This window comes from Paenibacillus sp. FSL E2-0201 (assembly GCF_037963325.1).
In the GTDB taxonomy this organism is placed as follows: Bacteria; Bacillota; Bacilli; order Paenibacillales; family Paenibacillaceae; genus Paenibacillus_AQ.
Map to the genome: position 1 here is coordinate 3,885,823 of NZ_CP150154.1, position 15,689 is coordinate 3,901,511.

Genomic DNA, 15,689 nt, shown 5'->3' on the forward strand with positions numbered 1-15,689 from the left:
AGCTATCGAGCCGTCCTGGCGTATCCCATACCTCAAAGACTACTTATTGAAGGGAGCAAGTGCCTGTTCTGCTTCTGCTTGCGCTTTTTTGAGCGCACCTGCTGCATCAATCTCTCCTGCCAAGGCCGCTTGAATCTGATTCGTAATTGCCGTCGATACTTTACCATGATTATGAGTGGACAATTCTCGGAACGCGTATTCCAATTGATCTCTCGCCACCAAAGCTTGCGGGAAATCCGCCGTATATTTCTTCATTGCATCTGTATCGTATGCGGATTTTCTTACACCAACATAACCGGATGAGCTGCTAAAGAGGGCAGCCTGTTCTGAAGCCGTCATGTATTTGGCGAATTCCCAAGCTGCGGCTTGTTTCTCTGGAGATGTTCCCTTGAAAATATACAAGTTACCACCGCCTGTAGGTGATCCAAATTGCTTTTGTGCGGGTGGGAACGCTACCCCGAATTCGAACTTCGCGTTATTTTTAACGTTGGTTAAGTTGCCGCTTGTATGCATCATCATGGCTGTTTTGCCTTGAATGAAATCTGTCGGAACCGTGGCCCAATCAATAACACCTTCCGGCATCGCCTTATATTTATGGGACAAATCTAACCAGAATTGCAATGCCTCCACATTCTCCGGCGTATCGAACATCGCTTTTTTGCCATCGGAGGACATTATGTTTTGCTTCGGATCCGTAGCATTTTGCCGAGCAAGCATTTGGAACATCCAATACGAATCATCATTACCCGGAATTTCCAGCCCCACGTGACCGTCTTTGTTCAGCTTCTTAGCATAAGTTACAAGCTCATCCCATGTAGTGGGTGGTTTCTCTGGATCAAGTCCTGCGGCTTTGAACATTTCTTTGTTGTAATACATAACAATCGTGCTCCGCTGAAAAGGCAGGCTGTACGTCTTCCCTTCAGACTGTGTATCCTCTACAAAGGCGGGATAAAAATCAGCCATCTGAATATCCGTGTCCTTCGCAATAAAATCATCCAGCGGAATGATTGCATTCATATCGAGCATACTGTACAGCTCCGTTGACATCATGACCGCGACATCAGGTGGTTGTTTGGCTTGCACACCCGCTTGAATTTTTACGGTATTGTCACCGTAATTTCCTGTGTACACGGGATTAACCTTAATTTCCGGGTGCTGCTCCATGAATGCACTAGCCATCCCATCGATTACTTTAGTAAGAGGACCACCAACATTAACCGGATAATAAAATGTAATCTCCACCGGCTTATCGGCTGGGGTCTCTGTGGATTCCGGAGTTGCAGCGATTGCTGTGGGTTGAGCGGTATTTTCTTTGGCTTCAGCCGTACTGTTATTTGATTGACCGCAGCCTGCTACTGCCAGCATAGAAACAGATAGTAGTGTTAGAATGGTTTTAGTTTGCTTTTGCATTACTGTTAGCCCCTTTTTCGCTTGGATTTGAATTAGAATGCATAATGGCGAAAGTTCACACTAATACGATTCGAGCCGACATCAAGAATATGGAGCTGAGCTCCATCAGCGGTGGGCAATACAGCAATGCCTTGAGCTTCGGTACCGCTAGGCAGATTGCGATCAAAGGCTACAGATACATTTCCGGTCTCTGGATCAATCTGATAAACCGTTTGGGTTGCGTTATCCGTTGAGGCATACAGAACGCCGTTGTACACTTCGGCACCTTGGATTCGATCTATGCTTTGGGAAAGCGGAACGGTTGTGATCACATGCATATCGTCGAGACTAAGTACATTCAAGACGCTAGCATTACTCCACTGAGCTGTGTAGACCTGACCGCGAGCGGCATCAACCGCTACCCAAGGCACACCGCCAATATGCAGATTCAACGGTAAAGCATAGGATGTACCCGTATATTTCAAAGTGTTCACATCATAGAGGGCGATGTAAGGATGCTGATAGTTTTTGCCGTCTTCAATAGGAGCGTATATTTTACCGTTATAGTAGGAAATATCACCGATATGGTCTCCACCTTGGAAGGCAATCTCCTGTGGAATAGCCAATTCATTCCGCGCTTTTACGGATTTTCCATCGAGTCCAGTCCGTAAGAGTCCGTACGAGGAACTAAAGATCCATGAGTTCCCGTCTGTAGCCACCCCTTGTCCACGTTCCAGGGCATCAAGTAACCAGAAGGTTTGCTTAGATACTTCATGCCAAGTTCCAGCAGTTGTAGCTGAAGTCGAAGTTGACTCTGCACTGATTTCTACCTCAGTGTTTACTAGGTTATCCGGTCCGACTGGTGTGGCAGATGCTACTAAAGATAAAGAACTGGTCGTAAGTGCCCCCGCGCAAATCAGACTGAATAATCTCTTTAATTTCATGTTTTCTCTCCTCCTAATAAGGTTGTAGTTTGGCATTTGTACGCCTTACTTCAACCTTATTATAGGAGCTGGCATCAGCCTTCTAATTGAACAAAATACTTCTTTCCTTGAATAAAACTCTCATTTGCATCAATAAATTCAATAAATCATATGATTAGGTTTGGAGGAGCTTTGATTAGCATACAGTTTTGGGGTTAGGCCGGTTTCTCGTTTGAATAATCTAGTAAAATGACCTTGATCGGCAAAACCAACCTGAGATGCAATTTCCTTCAAACCAATTTTTCCGGAACGAATAAGGAATTTAGAGCGTTCGACTCTCAGCCGAATTAAATAATTATGGGGTGTATACCCTGTTTGTTGTTTAAAAATCCGAATAAAATGTGATTGGCTCATATTAGCCATGGCTGCGAGATCAGTCAGTTGAATTTCATCTTCCAAGCGCTCACGCATAAATTGAATGACCTGAAATATCTCTTGATTAGCTGGCGTTTTACTGTTTGAATGTTGGGGGATCACAGAAGAATAGTGTTGTAATAAATGAATAATCAACATATTGGATAAAGAGTCGCTATATATTTTCCCTTTGGCACCGCCATTCTGTAATTCCTCCAGCATCCAAAGCCCTAATTGCAATAGCTTAGAATCCTTGACATGAAATTTGCGGTCCAACTGAATATGGCCCTCCTTCAGATAACCAGATTCACGGGCAATCTCTTCGAGGACTGATGGCGTAATTTCAATTTTCAAAAAATAGAGCGAGGTTCTGCCCCATGGGCACAGAAGGCTCTCATTACAAGGGGTAATATGAATGGTGTAATAATTTTCGTAGTAGGCTGTGCAGTGAATTCCTATTAAATATTTAGACTCCGAGGATGGGGTGAAGGCTTGCTGCGGGCTATACCATTGCGAAACTTGAAGCTTATCCCAACCAAAAGCATCGCTTGCAAGAACAGGCTGGGAAGCTGTAAAGGACGATTCTTCCATTTCTTTCATATTCATCCCCCCTTTTCCCTTCAATATAGCAAGGCTGTATACGCTCCACGTCAATGAACTGTAAAAGCTATATTAACTTCCAAATAGAATCAGAAGGTGTACGTCAAAACAGCAAAAAAAGAGGGGGAGTCCCCTCTTTTAGTAATTTGCATATTCTGTTACTGCAACTTTATGTATGAATATCTATTCCAATTTAAACTGATTTACTAAAACACGCATCTCATTCGAACCCTCTTGCAGCTTGCGAGCAGATGCGGCAATTTCCTCCATAGAAGCAAGCTGCTCTTCGACGGCAGCAGATACAGTCTGTGCAGCGGAAGCTGAGTGCAATGAAACCTGTTCGACCTCCATCACCGAAGCAGATATTTGTTCAGAACCAGTGTACATCAGCTGTGCAGCGGTCGAGGATTGTTCCACCTGATCAACGATGGTCCGGGTGGCCTGCAAAATGCGTTCAAATGCTTTACCCGTATCATCAATCGCTTGAACCCCTGCTGCGACTTCATTTTTCCCCTTACTCATCGAATGATGGGCATGGCCAATACTCGCAATAATTTCTTCTACCATAACTGAAACCCGCTCGGCTGCTTCACTTGTTTGTCCTGCCAGCTTACGGACTTCACTAGCTACCACTGCAAATCCTCTGCCTTGTTCCCCTGATCGGGCAGCTTCAATTGCCGCATTAAGCGCTAATAAGTTCGTTTGCTCAGATATTCCTTTAATGGTGCTAACGATAGAACCGATTTGTTGTGACTGCTCATTTAGACTAGTAACAGTGATCCCTAAATCATCAACAGTGTTACTTACAGCGTTCATTTGTGCGGAAGAGTTAATGATTAGGTTGTTTCCTCTATCCGCCTCTTCCAGTGTTTGCATGGACAGCTGATAGGCATGGGTAGAAGCTTCAGCTACTCGATGAATCTCTTTTACCATCTCCTCCATCGACTGAGAAGTCTCTTGTGTTGAAACAGCTTGTTTCTCACTATTATTCGCCACTTCAGTCATTGAGGATGAAGTCTGAACAAGTGCTGCATGGGTTTCACCTAACGTCAAAGACAACTGTTTGGAGGAAGAAGCTAATAACTCCGAACTTACGGTTAGATTCCCAACTAATTGCCGAATATTTCCTGATAACTGATTGAAGCTGGTTCCCAGTTGTCCGATCTCATCCCGATTGCGCACAGTCAATGCTTTACCACTTAGATCCCCTTGAGCGATTCGTTCAGCTTCACGGGCTATGCGGACAATTGGCTTAGAAATATGTTGCGCAAAGATAAGAATGACCGCTATCCCAAGAACTAGACATAGGATTAATGTGATGATAATTCCCTTGAGTATGTTCTGTTGTCCGATGTTATAGTCTTGCATATAAGAACCTGCCGCAACCACCCAACCCCAAGAGGGTGAGAGCTTGGCATATGATATTTTCAGCGCTTCGCCATCCTCATGCTTGGACGAATCGTCCGGCTTAGGTAAGGGCCATTTGTAGTATGTAGCCCCGCCGCCGTTCTGTGCAGCTTTAATCAAATCTTGTATGTAAAAGAAGCCGTTAGAGGTTTGTTTGTCCCAAATATTATCTCCCTCTAGTCTGGGATGAGCAAGTAATTCTCCTTTCTGATCTAAGATGAAAAAGTAACCATTAGGCCCCAAATCGATGGCTGGATTAATCGGGCGTGTCCCATCTTCAATTTTGGATCCAAGTAGTAAAGTTCTTACCTGCTCCTGTGCTTCCAGTTCTGACAACATCCCTGCTTGAACCGAGCTTTCCAAATTCTCAATCATAGCAACTGCTAGATTTACACTGGAACTTAGTTTACTCTCAATAAGCTGATTCGTTTCTTTCATAGAGATCTGATAGGCAACCACTCCTAATATTCCGATAGGAAGAATTAGTAAGGTCAGTGACATCAACAGCAGTTTCTTCCGAATCGTCAGTCGCAACCCTTTTTCTGCAGATTTTAGCATCTGTTCCTCCATATCCCAATAATATAAATTACAAATTAATACTATAGTACTAGTTTTGGGAATATAAATCAAAAAAAGATATTCGTGTTTTTACATAAAAAAGCAAACGGTCCCTGCATCTGAAGTGCTCCCTGTCAAGTAGACAGTCTAAAAAACAAAAAAATGATTAAATTATCCCCCAGGTTCAGTTTATGAGAGATTGGGGGATTTTTTTTTGTTCATCGTTAAGCAGCTTGTCTATATTCGTTTGGAGATAAGCCGTTTAACCGTTCCGTGTATCGGTAATTATTGTAATAACGGATATAATTGCTCACAACTTCAAAGAGTTCCTCATAAGTGTCGTGTTTTTTCAGATAATAACTTTCTGCCTTTAAAGTGCCCCAAAATCGTTCTATGGGTTGGTTATCTAAACAACGACTTACTCGAGACATACTTTTAGTAAATCCATACTTCACTTGAAGGCGATTATACTCTTGTGATGTGTATTGAAAGCCTCTGTCGCTGTGAAGAAGCGGATTCACTTTGGGGTTGCTTCTGTAAGCTTTCTTCACCGTATCCATGACGAGCATATTGTTGTTGGAATGGCTCATTACCCATGAAACAATGGAGTTGTCATACACATCAATAATAGCGCTCAGATAGGCTTTACGACCGTTTCCATACTTTAATTCTGTGACGTCTGTGCACCACTTCTTATTAGGAGCTTCTGCATTGAATTTACGATTCATTACATTTTCAGCGATATGAATTTCAGTGGCCTTTACGTAATTTGGTCGTTTTCTTCGGATTACAGCCTTTAATCCAAGAGCACGCATAATTCGATAATATTTTTTCTTGTTATAATTCCCCTTAAGTTTACGGTTTAGTTGAATGCGCATTTGACGATATCCAAGAATTCCACCGCGTTTTTCATAGCGAAGCTTCACTTCCTGAGCGAGCGAAAAAATCTCGAGTTCTTGGGTCGATGGCTTCCACTTTAACCATTTATAATAGGCAGATCGGGCGACTCTAGCTAGCTTACATAACGCCGTGATGGGGTAGCCTTTTTCTACGTGCAGTTCCTTGATGGCTGGATACAAATCTGCATGTCGAACTAAAGTTAGCGTGTATTTCTTCGCCGGATCTCTGCCAACTTTTTTGCGAAGGCATTCTCCATTTCTAGGAATTCATTTCGAGCTTCTAGCTCCTTAATTCGAAGTTTAAGGCGTTCATGATCGTCGAGTTCTTCTACTGACTTGATACGGCCACGGTTGTCTCTAAGGGCTTCCTCGCCGCCAGTATTATATTTACGTACCCATGCGTATACCTGTTGATATGAAACTTTATATTTCACGATAGATTTTTGATAGTCTAAGTGATTAGCGATTGTGTATTGTACGATTTCAATGCGTTCTTGAAAAGTTGTTTTCCGTCCGTTATTCATACGAGAGTGTCCATTTCCTTTACGAGTAGGTTTAGTTTCTTTCCTACAAGTATACTTGGAAATCCATCTTCTCAAAACACTACTACTCGAAATATTATACTTCTTGGTAGTTCCCCATAAAGATTCTCCAGATAGAACATCTCTGATAGCAGCAAACTTCAATTCATCAGCGTATTCTTTCCAACCCTTAGATTCTCTTAATCCCTCATAGCCTTCCGCCTTATATTTCCTTATCCAATCTGTAACTGTAGTTTTGGCAACCCCTAATTGCTTTGCTTCATGATTAGGATTTGATACATGCTGAATACATCGCTGTACTACGTGTAATTTTACGTCTAAAGAGATTGAACTCCTTTTGGACATCGCAAAAACTCCCATCATTGTTGAAGTAGAAGTTTTTGTTTTTTCTACTGTCTACTATGATGGGAGCATATCAATCGAAGGACCGTTTGCTTTTTATTTCTATATAAAACTGTCTTCCTTATTTCTCATCCAGCCACAAAATCGCCGTTACTCCACGTGGATAATATTTACTGCCCGTAATTTCACCGGAAATAATCTGATCACTCCAGCTGAAGATCGATAACTCTGGATGGGTAAGCCAAGCCACGTGAGCGCGATCTGCTGCCGCTCCGCGTTCATCCCATTTCAGTCCCAAAATGTTACGGGCGATGAACTGCGAGAGATAGATTTTGCTAAGCCAGCTGTTGTTGCTAGTGGAGGAGATTTTCCAACCACCATCCTCAAATAAGCAAACGCCCGGCTTCAACACCGCCTGTAAGTGCTTATCAAGAGCACCGATATATGCGGCGAACCGTCCATTGCGATCAAGCGCTTCCTTACAACCCGTATAGTAAGGGAATACAAGGCCTTCTATAGCCGGAATGATTTTGGAGTCATTCCCCTCTCCTATGACAGCCGGAATATATCCGTCTGCTGTAACACTTTCCACCATCGTTGCAGCGCATTTCTCTGCTTGAATCCCTGCTGTTGTGGACAACTCCGCACGCCCATACGCTGCAAATATTTTCTCCATGGCCAAGTAAGAAGCCCAGCATTTTCCTGCTAAATAAATATTATTGCGAGCCTGACCTAAGGAGACATCCAGACTGTCATACGTAGTAATCTCTGCGCCACCCATCGTACGAGAACTATCGAGCCCCATAACGCCATTTCTTTGTTCAGGATCTGGATGATCCCGATTTAACATACTATCCAGACACTTCTCCAGGATAGTCAGATTGCGCTCCATCCAGCTCCGGTCGCCAGTATGCTCCAGATAAGTTGCCGCACTCAGCACCCAGTTTACCAATTGTTCATGTGTCATATGTGAGAAGCAACCATCAATGCCATATAACTCATAAGCGGAATAGCCCGGACGTGAAACTACGTTGGCCACACCCATATCATGCGTGAAGCTGATTCCGCCCGGATACACTGTATCATCCCCAGGGAAACGCACCGTATCTTCATAGCTGAATCTTTCCACGAACATATCCAGCTCATTACGTACAGTCCAAGGATTCAGACGCAGCTCGTAGAATAACTGATCGACGGTAAGATCAAAGGTATTCATCATCCGGTATTCGCCTTCGTTGACGATCCAAAATGGCTTATTCTTATAATCCAGCAGTTGCGTGGAACCATAATAACTACGAATTGCATGCGCTAGCATAAAGGTTTGATCTTCGGATAGGTTTGCATGATTAAACATCTCGTTAGCCTTCTCCGCTTCTTGTTTAAGAACATCGAATTTAGCTAATGCATATTCGGCCACTGCCTCAACATTGTTGAAATAGCGATTATAGTAATAAGTAGCATCCATACCAGAGGTAACATAACCCGAACGATGAAAACAAATTGCAAACCGGTACGTTTCTTTTACTCCGGCTGGAACATCCATGATCAAAGCACCCACGCGCCCCAGACCAAAGGTCCAATTCTCCTGTAGCTCCTCACTTAGAATATCCTCCATCGTGAAATGAAGTGCGGACTTTGTAGTTCCTTTCTCCGCAGCAATCGCAATAAATCTTCCTTGTCCAACGCCTGTAATTTCAGATGATACATCATCCAGTCTTCTCATTCCGCTATAAACATCTGTTCCCTGAAAACCAAAGAACGCGCGACGTGAGGTAGCTGATGAGGTGTTATCCACTTCGAGCTCAACCAGTACTGCCGGCAGCAACACTTCCTTCATTTCTTCCACAGACGCAGTTTCAGGATCCGGTACTGATCGAACTGGCGAGAGAATTCGGAAGGTCAGATCCCCCGCACTCCAGCTGTCAGTAGCTATTCGGAAATCTCGAGAGATCTCATTCTCTTGAAAAGGGAACAGAATATTCTCCTTATCTGGATTAGGGTCTGGATTCTCGATGTCATAGCGTTTGCTCTCGTCATCTCCGCCTATCTCATGAAATGGTAGTGTGTCATACCCTTTCCCATCCGTGCGTTCTAATCCTATGAATATATTCTGTCTAGGAGGTTTGGCCATCTCCAAATCGAAACCACCACTAGCTCCTTTAAATCCTAAAGTAAAACTCGCAAATGCACCGATCGGTGAATGATGAGCATTAAAAAATTTATTATGTGACATAAATAAATGCACTCCCTCCAACATGATCCCGGATACCTCCGGGCTATATTTCCATGTTATCGATATTTTTAGAAGTGCAACAGGGTTAAAGCCTTCTATTATTTGGGCAAATCAAACATCGCTAACAACCTATGGTATAATAATTAAGCCAAATTATATTGTAAAAGAGGATTGAAATGATTTCGAATGATCCCGCCTTCCATAATTCAATTGACGGACAGATGTCACCAGACATTCAAGCAGCCTTCCATATCTTCGCCGCGCATTGGAGAAAAGTAAATTCGGATTGGCAATATCCTGTGCACACTCATCCGATGTTTGAGATTAATATTGTCCTTCAAGGTGAGCAGCAGATGACGGTCGGCAATAAGTGTTTTGTCCAACAAAGCGGCGATATTTTATTCATTCGTCCCGGTGTTGAGCATAGTAGTATGGGCTCAAATGCTGACTGTGACATGACTTATTACTGCCTGCATTTTGATATCGATGATCTGATTTTGCGGCGTGCCTTACTAACAGCAGATGCTGTTAGTCTCAGCGGGAACACCCCCGAACTGCTGGCCATCCGTTCCGCTCTAGATGTAATTATTAACTCTTCCATCTTGTCCGAGTCTAAAGACACACATAGAAATCGCTTGATCACACTCCATGCTTCACTGCAGCTTCTGACCGCGCTCAGCGGTTGGGTGCTTTCGGAAATGTCTCTCCCAGCAGATACAGAAGCTACAGAAAATACAGTTGCCCTAGCTAACGCTATTGAAGGACTATTGCAAGAATCCGTCTCCACCGCTGACAGCACAGGCGAAAGAGGTGGCGGTATTGAGAATATTGCGGCAAAGCTTGGATACAGTACAACGCATTGCAATCGTGCTTTTCACCAAATCTATGGGATGTCACCAAGGCAATATTTATCCCGCTTAATCATTAGACACGCCAAACTGCTGCTGATGGATAATGGTCTGTCTGTCGAATCTATCGCCCACCGACTGGGGTACCGGGATGTTTCCCATTTCAGTAAGCAATTCAAACGTTGGACAGGTCTTCCACCCATGGGATACCGCCGGTTAACAGCAAATCCGAGCACGCATTAAAGATCTTTACGAAAAAAAGGATATATCCCGCAGCCCACCAAGTGGTTACAGGATATATCCTTTTTAAACGAACTTCATTTCTACCTCTATACGCCCTAACCTTTCGTCGCACCTGATGCAATTCCCTTAACAAAATACTTCTGCAAGGCGATAAACACAATCAACACAGGTACAACCGACATCGCTGTTCCCGCAAAAATCATATCCCAACGTGAAGAGAATTCTCCGATATAACGGTAAATTTCAACAACCATAGTCTTAGCCTGTCCAGAGGGTAATACCAGCATCGGCATCAAGAAATCATTCCAGATTCCAAGCCCATTCAGAACAACCATACTTGCCGTAACAGGCCCTAATAAAGGAAAAACTATTCGCCAGAATATCCCGTAACGCGAGCAGCCATCAATCTCTGCCGCCTCTTCAATTTCTTTAGGGATTCCTTTGACAAAACTGGTATACAGCAGACATCCGAAACCTACCGCTCCGGCTACATAAATAAGAATGGGTCCCGCAAGGCTACCGTACAATCCTAGCATTCTAAGCTCTTTGAACAAAGGAATCATCATTCCTGCCAAAAAATATACGAACATAAATCGAGTCCATCTAGTATTTCTACGTTCAATGGCATGCCCTGCCATCGGAATGATCAAGACCTGCGCGGCGATAGACACCGCTGTCAGAATTAGACTGTTCAGAATCGCTCGTGGAAACTCTGTTTCTGTTAACAGGTATTTAAAGCTGTCCAGATAAAAGGTTTTCGGAAAAGCAATGGCATCCTTCATGATCTCTGCATTGCTCTTGAAGGCTGACATCAAATTAAAGAAAATAGGAAAGAAAAATAGAATAGCCACTAATAATGTAACTATAAAAAGTGCGATTTGCCCAACTCTTCTGCGTGTCTGCATCGTCATTTTAGAGCTGCACCTCCCGCTTCTGGAGCACCTTCACTTGGAAGCTGTAATGATCAATATAATTAAGAACAGAACCATCGCCAGCGCAGTACCAAAGCCTTGTCTTAATTCACCAAACCCAACTTTATAAATGATATACGTTTATGTCTCCGTCTCAAAGCCCGGGCGTCATCGGTCATAACCGCAATTTGATCAAAAATCTTCAGAGCGCTAATCATAGAAAGCACCATACACACTGTCATCGACCCTGCAAGCAGCGGGAAGGTGATATGCCGAAACTCTGCCACCCCCCTGCCCCATCAATGCTGGCTGCTTCATTCAATTCCTGCGGAATCCCCTGCAATCCAGCCAGATAAATAATTATATAATAGCCCGCACCTTTCCAAACAGTGGACAATATAATCGACAGCATCGCATATTTAGGATTACCCAGCCAATCTACAATCCAGCTTCCGAGACGGGCAGACTCCAGAATCTGATTAAGTACACCAAAGTTGTAATTCAGAATCATCGCCCACACAAATCCCATTACGATCCCACTAAGCAATGTAGGGAAATAAAACACACTTCTGAATAAATTCCGGAAACATCGTACCTTATCGACCATCATAGCCAGTGCAATAGCTGCAATATTCTCTAGAACAACTAGCGAAAGGGTCATGATCATCGTATTTTTCAGTGCATTATGCACCTTGGACTATTCCAAATTTCCACGAAGTTAGCAAAGCCAGCCGCTGGTTTATTGAGCTATCGTTCCCCGTTAGTTGAACGTGCTCGTGACTGATGAGTTACTTTCAATTCGTTTCAGATCCGAAAAATATACTGGTGTATTCGAATATCGCCTCTATTCGCTTATGGGACCGAAATTTCTTTTTCCATAATAAAATCATCCATAACGAATCCATTCCCGATATCCGCAATTTGTTCTTGTACGGTCCGGAAGCCTTTTTCTCATATACCGCAATACTGGATTCGTTGTGCCGATTGACCGTCAGCCAAATATGGCTTAGGTTTCGGTCCTTGCACAGCTTCTCCAGGAATGCCAACGCTTGGCTGGCATAGCTACGTCCCCTGTACTCCTTGCCTATGTAAAACTTGCTCAAGAAGAGCTTCCCCTCTTCTTGTCTGGCCGAAATATATCCGACTGTGGAGCCATCATTATGGATCAAGTAATATTCGTAGCCCTGCTGATGGATCTGATCCGTAATCGCTGGTACCGATTGGAACTTGCCAATCATGTAATCAATCTGCTCGATTGTAATAATGGATACATAATGTTCGCGCCATATTTCTGCAGCCAATCGAGCAACTTCAGCGGTTTCTTCCGCTGTATTCACGTGTGGAAACATAAGCCTCATGACATGTGCCTCCCTTTCCTGCATCTCTCACTTCATCCTATCAATAGAATATCATTAATTATAATAGAAGCTTAGTCGCATGTTTAACTGCCTGTTAATTGAACAAATAAAAAACGGGTACCGAAGCAACCGATATTCCACTATCGTTTCCTTTTAGCTTAATTCCGAAATCCCTCGGGCAAACCGAGAGGCAATAGCCTCAATGCTGGAATATGGTGTTATCTGATGGATACGCCTACTAGGAAACACTAACATTTTTTTTACTTAATTTCTTAAATACCGAGTATTCTTTATTGGACTTAATAAAACTTAATATCTTTTCGGCACATTCTTTTGGATTCATCTCTTCAGTATTTACTTCGAGGTCATATTCATCAAAGCAATATACTTTGCTAAACTGTGAAGCTGCCAGTCCAATTTTTCTATCTCCTCTTGCTTGCTCTCGTCTTATGAGTTCTTCTTTCGAGCATATTACACCTATAAATAACGTAGACTGATCGAAAAATTGATCAAGAAACTCATTAAACCTCTTGTCATTGTCGATTACGGTATCTACTATTACATTAAAACCCATTTCTGATAACAATTTAATTGTCGAATGGTACACTGAGAATATGGAATCATCAAGTATTTGTGAGACAACTTGATGATCTATTTCTCTCGGAGGTTCATCTGGAAATTTATTATTAATAAAATCATTGTAATTATTAAAAAAATCATCAATTGATAAATGATAAAAAGGAATCTCTTTCTGATTTATCAGTTCAGTCGATATGGAGGTCTTTCCAGAACTTGAAGTTCCATTTAGATAAACTAATATCCCTTGTTTCAATTTAATCATCCCTTCAAAAACGTATTTTTCAGATAACGTTATAATCACAAAGTTCATAAAATTATCCAACTCATAAAATATTCGAGAAACGATTGAACTATCCTGCCCGTTAGCTCAATCACTAATCGGATTCATTTACTTTAAAAGAAGTGATTCAATAAATACCTCTATGTCAAATGGTTCAGTCGTAGTTTCGTATCTACCATATATATGGCCGTTTCGATCGATTAAAAACTTTGAGAAATTCCACTTGATCCCGTCACCGGCATATATGTCCGGATACTTTTCCCGCAGAAAATCCTGCATCCATTGACCACCTGATGTCTCAGTATCGAATCCTTGAAATGGTGCTTGCTGTGTTAAATATTGAAATAACGGATGAGCAGACGGTCCCCTAACCTCAACTTTCTCGAATAAAGGAAACTTAACTCCAAAGTTGCTCTCACAATATTCATGTACTTCCAAGTTGCTCTCTGGCTCTTTCTCGTTGAATTGGTTACAAGGAAAACCTAATATTTCAAACCCTTGCTCATGATGAATTTCGTAAAGCCTTTGAAGATCAGGTAATTGGCGTGAATAGCTGCATCTACTGGCAGTGTTCAGAATAAGCAGAACTTTTCCACGATAAATTGACAATTCAACAGGCTCACCATTAATTGACTTCGCTTGAAAATCATAAATAGACATCAGACCATTCCTCCGCGTTATTATTATAAATAACATAATATCGCGACAGGCTTTTATTGGTCTAATATATAAAAGAAATAATCTTTATAGAATGAACCTATAATCCAATATTACCTTAGTATATTGCCCGTTTAATTTACTAGAAAAGAGGAGCTACCATATAGGAAGCTCCTCTACTTATTTTCCCCCAACAAAATCCGTTTCTAAACTCATCATGAAAATAGTACATCCTCTCAGCTCTGGGGCTTATCCTAACTTGCTGGAGAACTTTTTTTATTACCTATAACCAATTGAACGATAATCTGAAGCACGATGATTACAGCCAAACCATAGAATGCTTGGACGAAGCTGCCCGTTGCATCGTGGAGCCAGCCAATGGCTAGCGGCCCAAGCGCTCCGAGAACGTAACCACCTGATTGGGTCATTGCGGACCAGCTACTGGCTTCCTGAGCATTGCGTGTTTCATCAATGGGCAACATCAGTGCAATCGGGAACAGTCCGCCCGCTCCAATACCGAGTGGAATCGTCGCTAGCCAGGGGCTAACGGATATGTTCAGCATCAGGACACCCATCAACTCTAATAACGCACACCCGACAAGCCAGAATACACGTCTTCGGTAACGGTGTACAAGCATGGGAATGAACAACGTAGAGGGCAGAGATATCAATGTAAATAAGGTTTGGATGTTGCCAGCCGTCTCTTGACTATACCCCTGGCTTTGGATTGCTGGCGCAAGCCAAGCGGTCAACGAGTAAAAGATCGCTGCCATCAGCCCGAAGAATAATGTCAGCATCCAGGCACGCTTGTTGTTCACCGGAAGTGGTGCATTAAGTACACTCGAGATTTTACCGGATTGTCGATCTATGCGCGCAGACCAGGCTAATCTCAACCAGATCGGCAATGCAATGGCTGCGAGAAATGCCCATACAGCTAACGAGCCCCTCCACGAACCACCCAGCGTATGCTGAAGCGGAACCGATAATCCCACACTAATGCTAGCCCCCATCACCATCGCTGTAGAGTAGATACCAACCATAGCTGCTACTCGGTCAGGGAAGTACTGCTTAATGAAGCTGGATAATAGCGGCCCTGCCAATGCTATTCCTACTCCGGACAGAAAAGAAGTGAACATCATCAATGGAGTTGTACCAACAAACCATCGTAATCCCGTACCTAACCCAATGAGGATTAAAGCCAGAACAATTGCGCCCTCATTTCCCCACTTTCTGCTTAATCTTACGGAGAACGGAGCAAATATGCCCATACATAATACCGGAAGTGTGGTTAACAGACTGGCGGTAATCCCGCTTATACCCAGATCATTCTGTACGGTGCTCATTAGAGGTGAAATGGATGTAATGGGTGGTCGTAAATTCAGTGAAGCCAGGATAAGCGCCAGGACGATATAAAAAAGTTTCATTATGAATCACCTCATGGTAGTAGTCGTTACATCCACCCATCATCCTATTTGTTAACGACAGATCGTTGGGTGGTGCACGATT

At 42.9% G+C, this 15,689-nt stretch carries 14 protein-coding genes; 1 reads left to right on the forward strand and 13 read right to left on the reverse strand.

Going from position 1 to position 15,689, the window contains the following annotated elements; translation table 11 throughout:
• Positions 1-39: 39 nt before the first annotated feature.
• The 7 genes from NSU15_RS17555 to NSU15_RS17585 all read right to left on the reverse strand — a co-directional run bounded on the left by NSU15_RS17555 (position 40) and on the right by NSU15_RS17585 (position 9,307).
• Complete coding sequence (locus tag NSU15_RS17555) at positions 40-1,410, reverse strand: ABC transporter substrate-binding protein (RefSeq protein WP_339286963.1); 1,371 nt, start codon at positions 1,408-1,410, stop codon at positions 40-42.
• 32 nt (positions 1,411-1,442) lie between these two features.
• Positions 1,443-2,333 (reverse strand): hypothetical protein, encoded by an 891-nt coding sequence (locus NSU15_RS17560; RefSeq protein ID WP_339286965.1) that lies wholly within the window; start codon positions 2,331-2,333, stop codon positions 1,443-1,445.
• 138 nt (positions 2,334-2,471) lie between these two features.
• Positions 2,472-3,326 (reverse strand): AraC family transcriptional regulator, encoded by an 855-nt coding sequence (locus tag NSU15_RS17565; RefSeq protein WP_170880279.1) that lies wholly within the window; start codon positions 3,324-3,326, stop codon positions 2,472-2,474.
• Between the two features lie 183 nt (positions 3,327-3,509).
• Positions 3,510-5,291 (reverse strand): methyl-accepting chemotaxis protein, encoded by a 1,782-nt coding sequence (locus tag NSU15_RS17570; RefSeq protein ID WP_339286967.1) that lies wholly within the window; start codon positions 5,289-5,291, stop codon positions 3,510-3,512.
• A gap of 224 nt (positions 5,292-5,515) precedes the next feature.
• Entirely contained in the window at positions 5,516-6,370 is an 855-nt protein-coding gene (locus NSU15_RS17575) for an IS3 family transposase (RefSeq protein ID WP_081390105.1), read from the reverse strand.
• Between the two features lie 20 nt (positions 6,371-6,390).
• On the reverse strand, positions 6,391-7,077 hold the full coding sequence (locus tag NSU15_RS17580) for a helix-turn-helix domain-containing protein (protein WP_076121956.1): 687 nt from the start codon (positions 7,075-7,077) through the stop codon (positions 6,391-6,393).
• 118 nt (positions 7,078-7,195) lie between these two features.
• Complete coding sequence (locus NSU15_RS17585) at positions 7,196-9,307, reverse strand: glycoside hydrolase family 52 protein (protein WP_339286970.1); 2,112 nt, start codon at positions 9,305-9,307, stop codon at positions 7,196-7,198.
• Between the two features lie 176 nt (positions 9,308-9,483).
• Here NSU15_RS17585 and NSU15_RS17590 point away from each other — a divergent pair, with 176 nt between their 5' ends.
• Positions 9,484-10,398 carry a helix-turn-helix transcriptional regulator gene (locus NSU15_RS17590; protein WP_339286972.1) on the forward strand — a complete coding sequence of 305 codons (915 nt, stop codon included), beginning with the start codon at positions 9,484-9,486 and terminating at the stop codon, positions 10,396-10,398.
• Positions 10,399-10,493: 95 nt separating this feature from the next.
• Here NSU15_RS17590 and NSU15_RS17595 read toward each other — a convergent pair whose 3' ends face one another.
• The 6 genes from NSU15_RS17595 to NSU15_RS17620 all read right to left on the reverse strand — a co-directional run bounded on the left by NSU15_RS17595 (position 10,494) and on the right by NSU15_RS17620 (position 15,607).
• Positions 10,494-11,309, reverse strand: coding sequence for a carbohydrate ABC transporter permease (locus NSU15_RS17595; protein WP_170880388.1), 816 nt, complete (start codon positions 11,307-11,309; stop codon positions 10,494-10,496).
• 238 nt (positions 11,310-11,547) lie between these two features.
• Positions 11,548-12,000 carry a sugar ABC transporter permease gene (locus NSU15_RS17600; RefSeq protein WP_339286974.1) on the reverse strand — a complete coding sequence of 151 codons (453 nt, stop codon included), beginning with the start codon at positions 11,998-12,000 and terminating at the stop codon, positions 11,548-11,550.
• Positions 12,001-12,103: 103 nt separating this feature from the next.
• Positions 12,104-12,667 carry a GNAT family N-acetyltransferase gene (locus NSU15_RS17605; RefSeq protein WP_249923682.1) on the reverse strand — a complete coding sequence of 188 codons (564 nt, stop codon included), beginning with the start codon at positions 12,665-12,667 and terminating at the stop codon, positions 12,104-12,106.
• A gap of 238 nt (positions 12,668-12,905) precedes the next feature.
• Complete coding sequence (locus tag NSU15_RS17610; protein ID WP_339291379.1) at positions 12,906-13,499, reverse strand: AAA family ATPase; 594 nt, start codon at positions 13,497-13,499, stop codon at positions 12,906-12,908.
• 135 nt (positions 13,500-13,634) lie between these two features.
• On the reverse strand, positions 13,635-14,186 hold the full coding sequence (locus NSU15_RS17615; RefSeq protein WP_339286977.1) for a glutathione peroxidase: 552 nt from the start codon (positions 14,184-14,186) through the stop codon (positions 13,635-13,637).
• Positions 14,187-14,437: 251 nt separating this feature from the next.
• Positions 14,438-15,607, reverse strand: a complete 1,170-nt coding sequence (locus NSU15_RS17620) for an MFS transporter (RefSeq protein ID WP_339286979.1) — start codon at positions 15,605-15,607, stop codon at positions 14,438-14,440.
• Positions 15,608-15,689: the final 82 nt, after the last annotated feature.

What these genes read in the sequence shown, in the direction of transcription:
- NSU15_RS17555 (WP_339286963.1), bottom strand. Translation starts at nt 1,410, where the DNA reads ATGCAAAAGCAAACTAAAACCATTCTAACACTACTATCTGTTTCTATG.
- NSU15_RS17560 (WP_339286965.1), bottom strand. Translation starts at nt 2,333, where the DNA reads ATGAAATTAAAGAGATTATTCAGTCTGATTTGCGCGGGGGCACTTACG.
- NSU15_RS17565 (WP_170880279.1), bottom strand. Translation starts at nt 3,326, where the DNA reads ATGAAAGAAATGGAAGAATCGTCCTTTACAGCTTCCCAGCCTGTTCTT.
- NSU15_RS17570 (WP_339286967.1), bottom strand. Translation starts at nt 5,291, where the DNA reads ATGCTAAAATCTGCAGAAAAAGGGTTGCGACTGACGATTCGGAAGAAA.
- NSU15_RS17580 (WP_076121956.1), bottom strand. Translation starts at nt 7,077, where the DNA reads ATGTCCAAAAGGAGTTCAATCTCTTTAGACGTAAAATTACACGTAGTA.
- NSU15_RS17585 (WP_339286970.1), bottom strand. Translation starts at nt 9,307, where the DNA reads ATGTCACATAATAAATTTTTTAATGCTCATCATTCACCGATCGGTGCA.
- NSU15_RS17590 (WP_339286972.1), top strand. Translation starts at nt 9,484, where the DNA reads ATGATTTCGAATGATCCCGCCTTCCATAATTCAATTGACGGACAGATG.
- NSU15_RS17595 (WP_170880388.1), bottom strand. Translation starts at nt 11,309, where the DNA reads ATGACGATGCAGACACGCAGAAGAGTTGGGCAAATCGCACTTTTTATA.
- NSU15_RS17605 (WP_249923682.1), bottom strand. Translation starts at nt 12,667, where the DNA reads ATGAGGCTTATGTTTCCACACGTGAATACAGCGGAAGAAACCGCTGAA.
- NSU15_RS17615 (WP_339286977.1), bottom strand. Translation starts at nt 14,186, where the DNA reads ATGTCTATTTATGATTTTCAAGCGAAGTCAATTAATGGTGAGCCTGTT.
- NSU15_RS17620 (WP_339286979.1), bottom strand. Translation starts at nt 15,607, where the DNA reads ATGAAACTTTTTTATATCGTCCTGGCGCTTATCCTGGCTTCACTGAAT.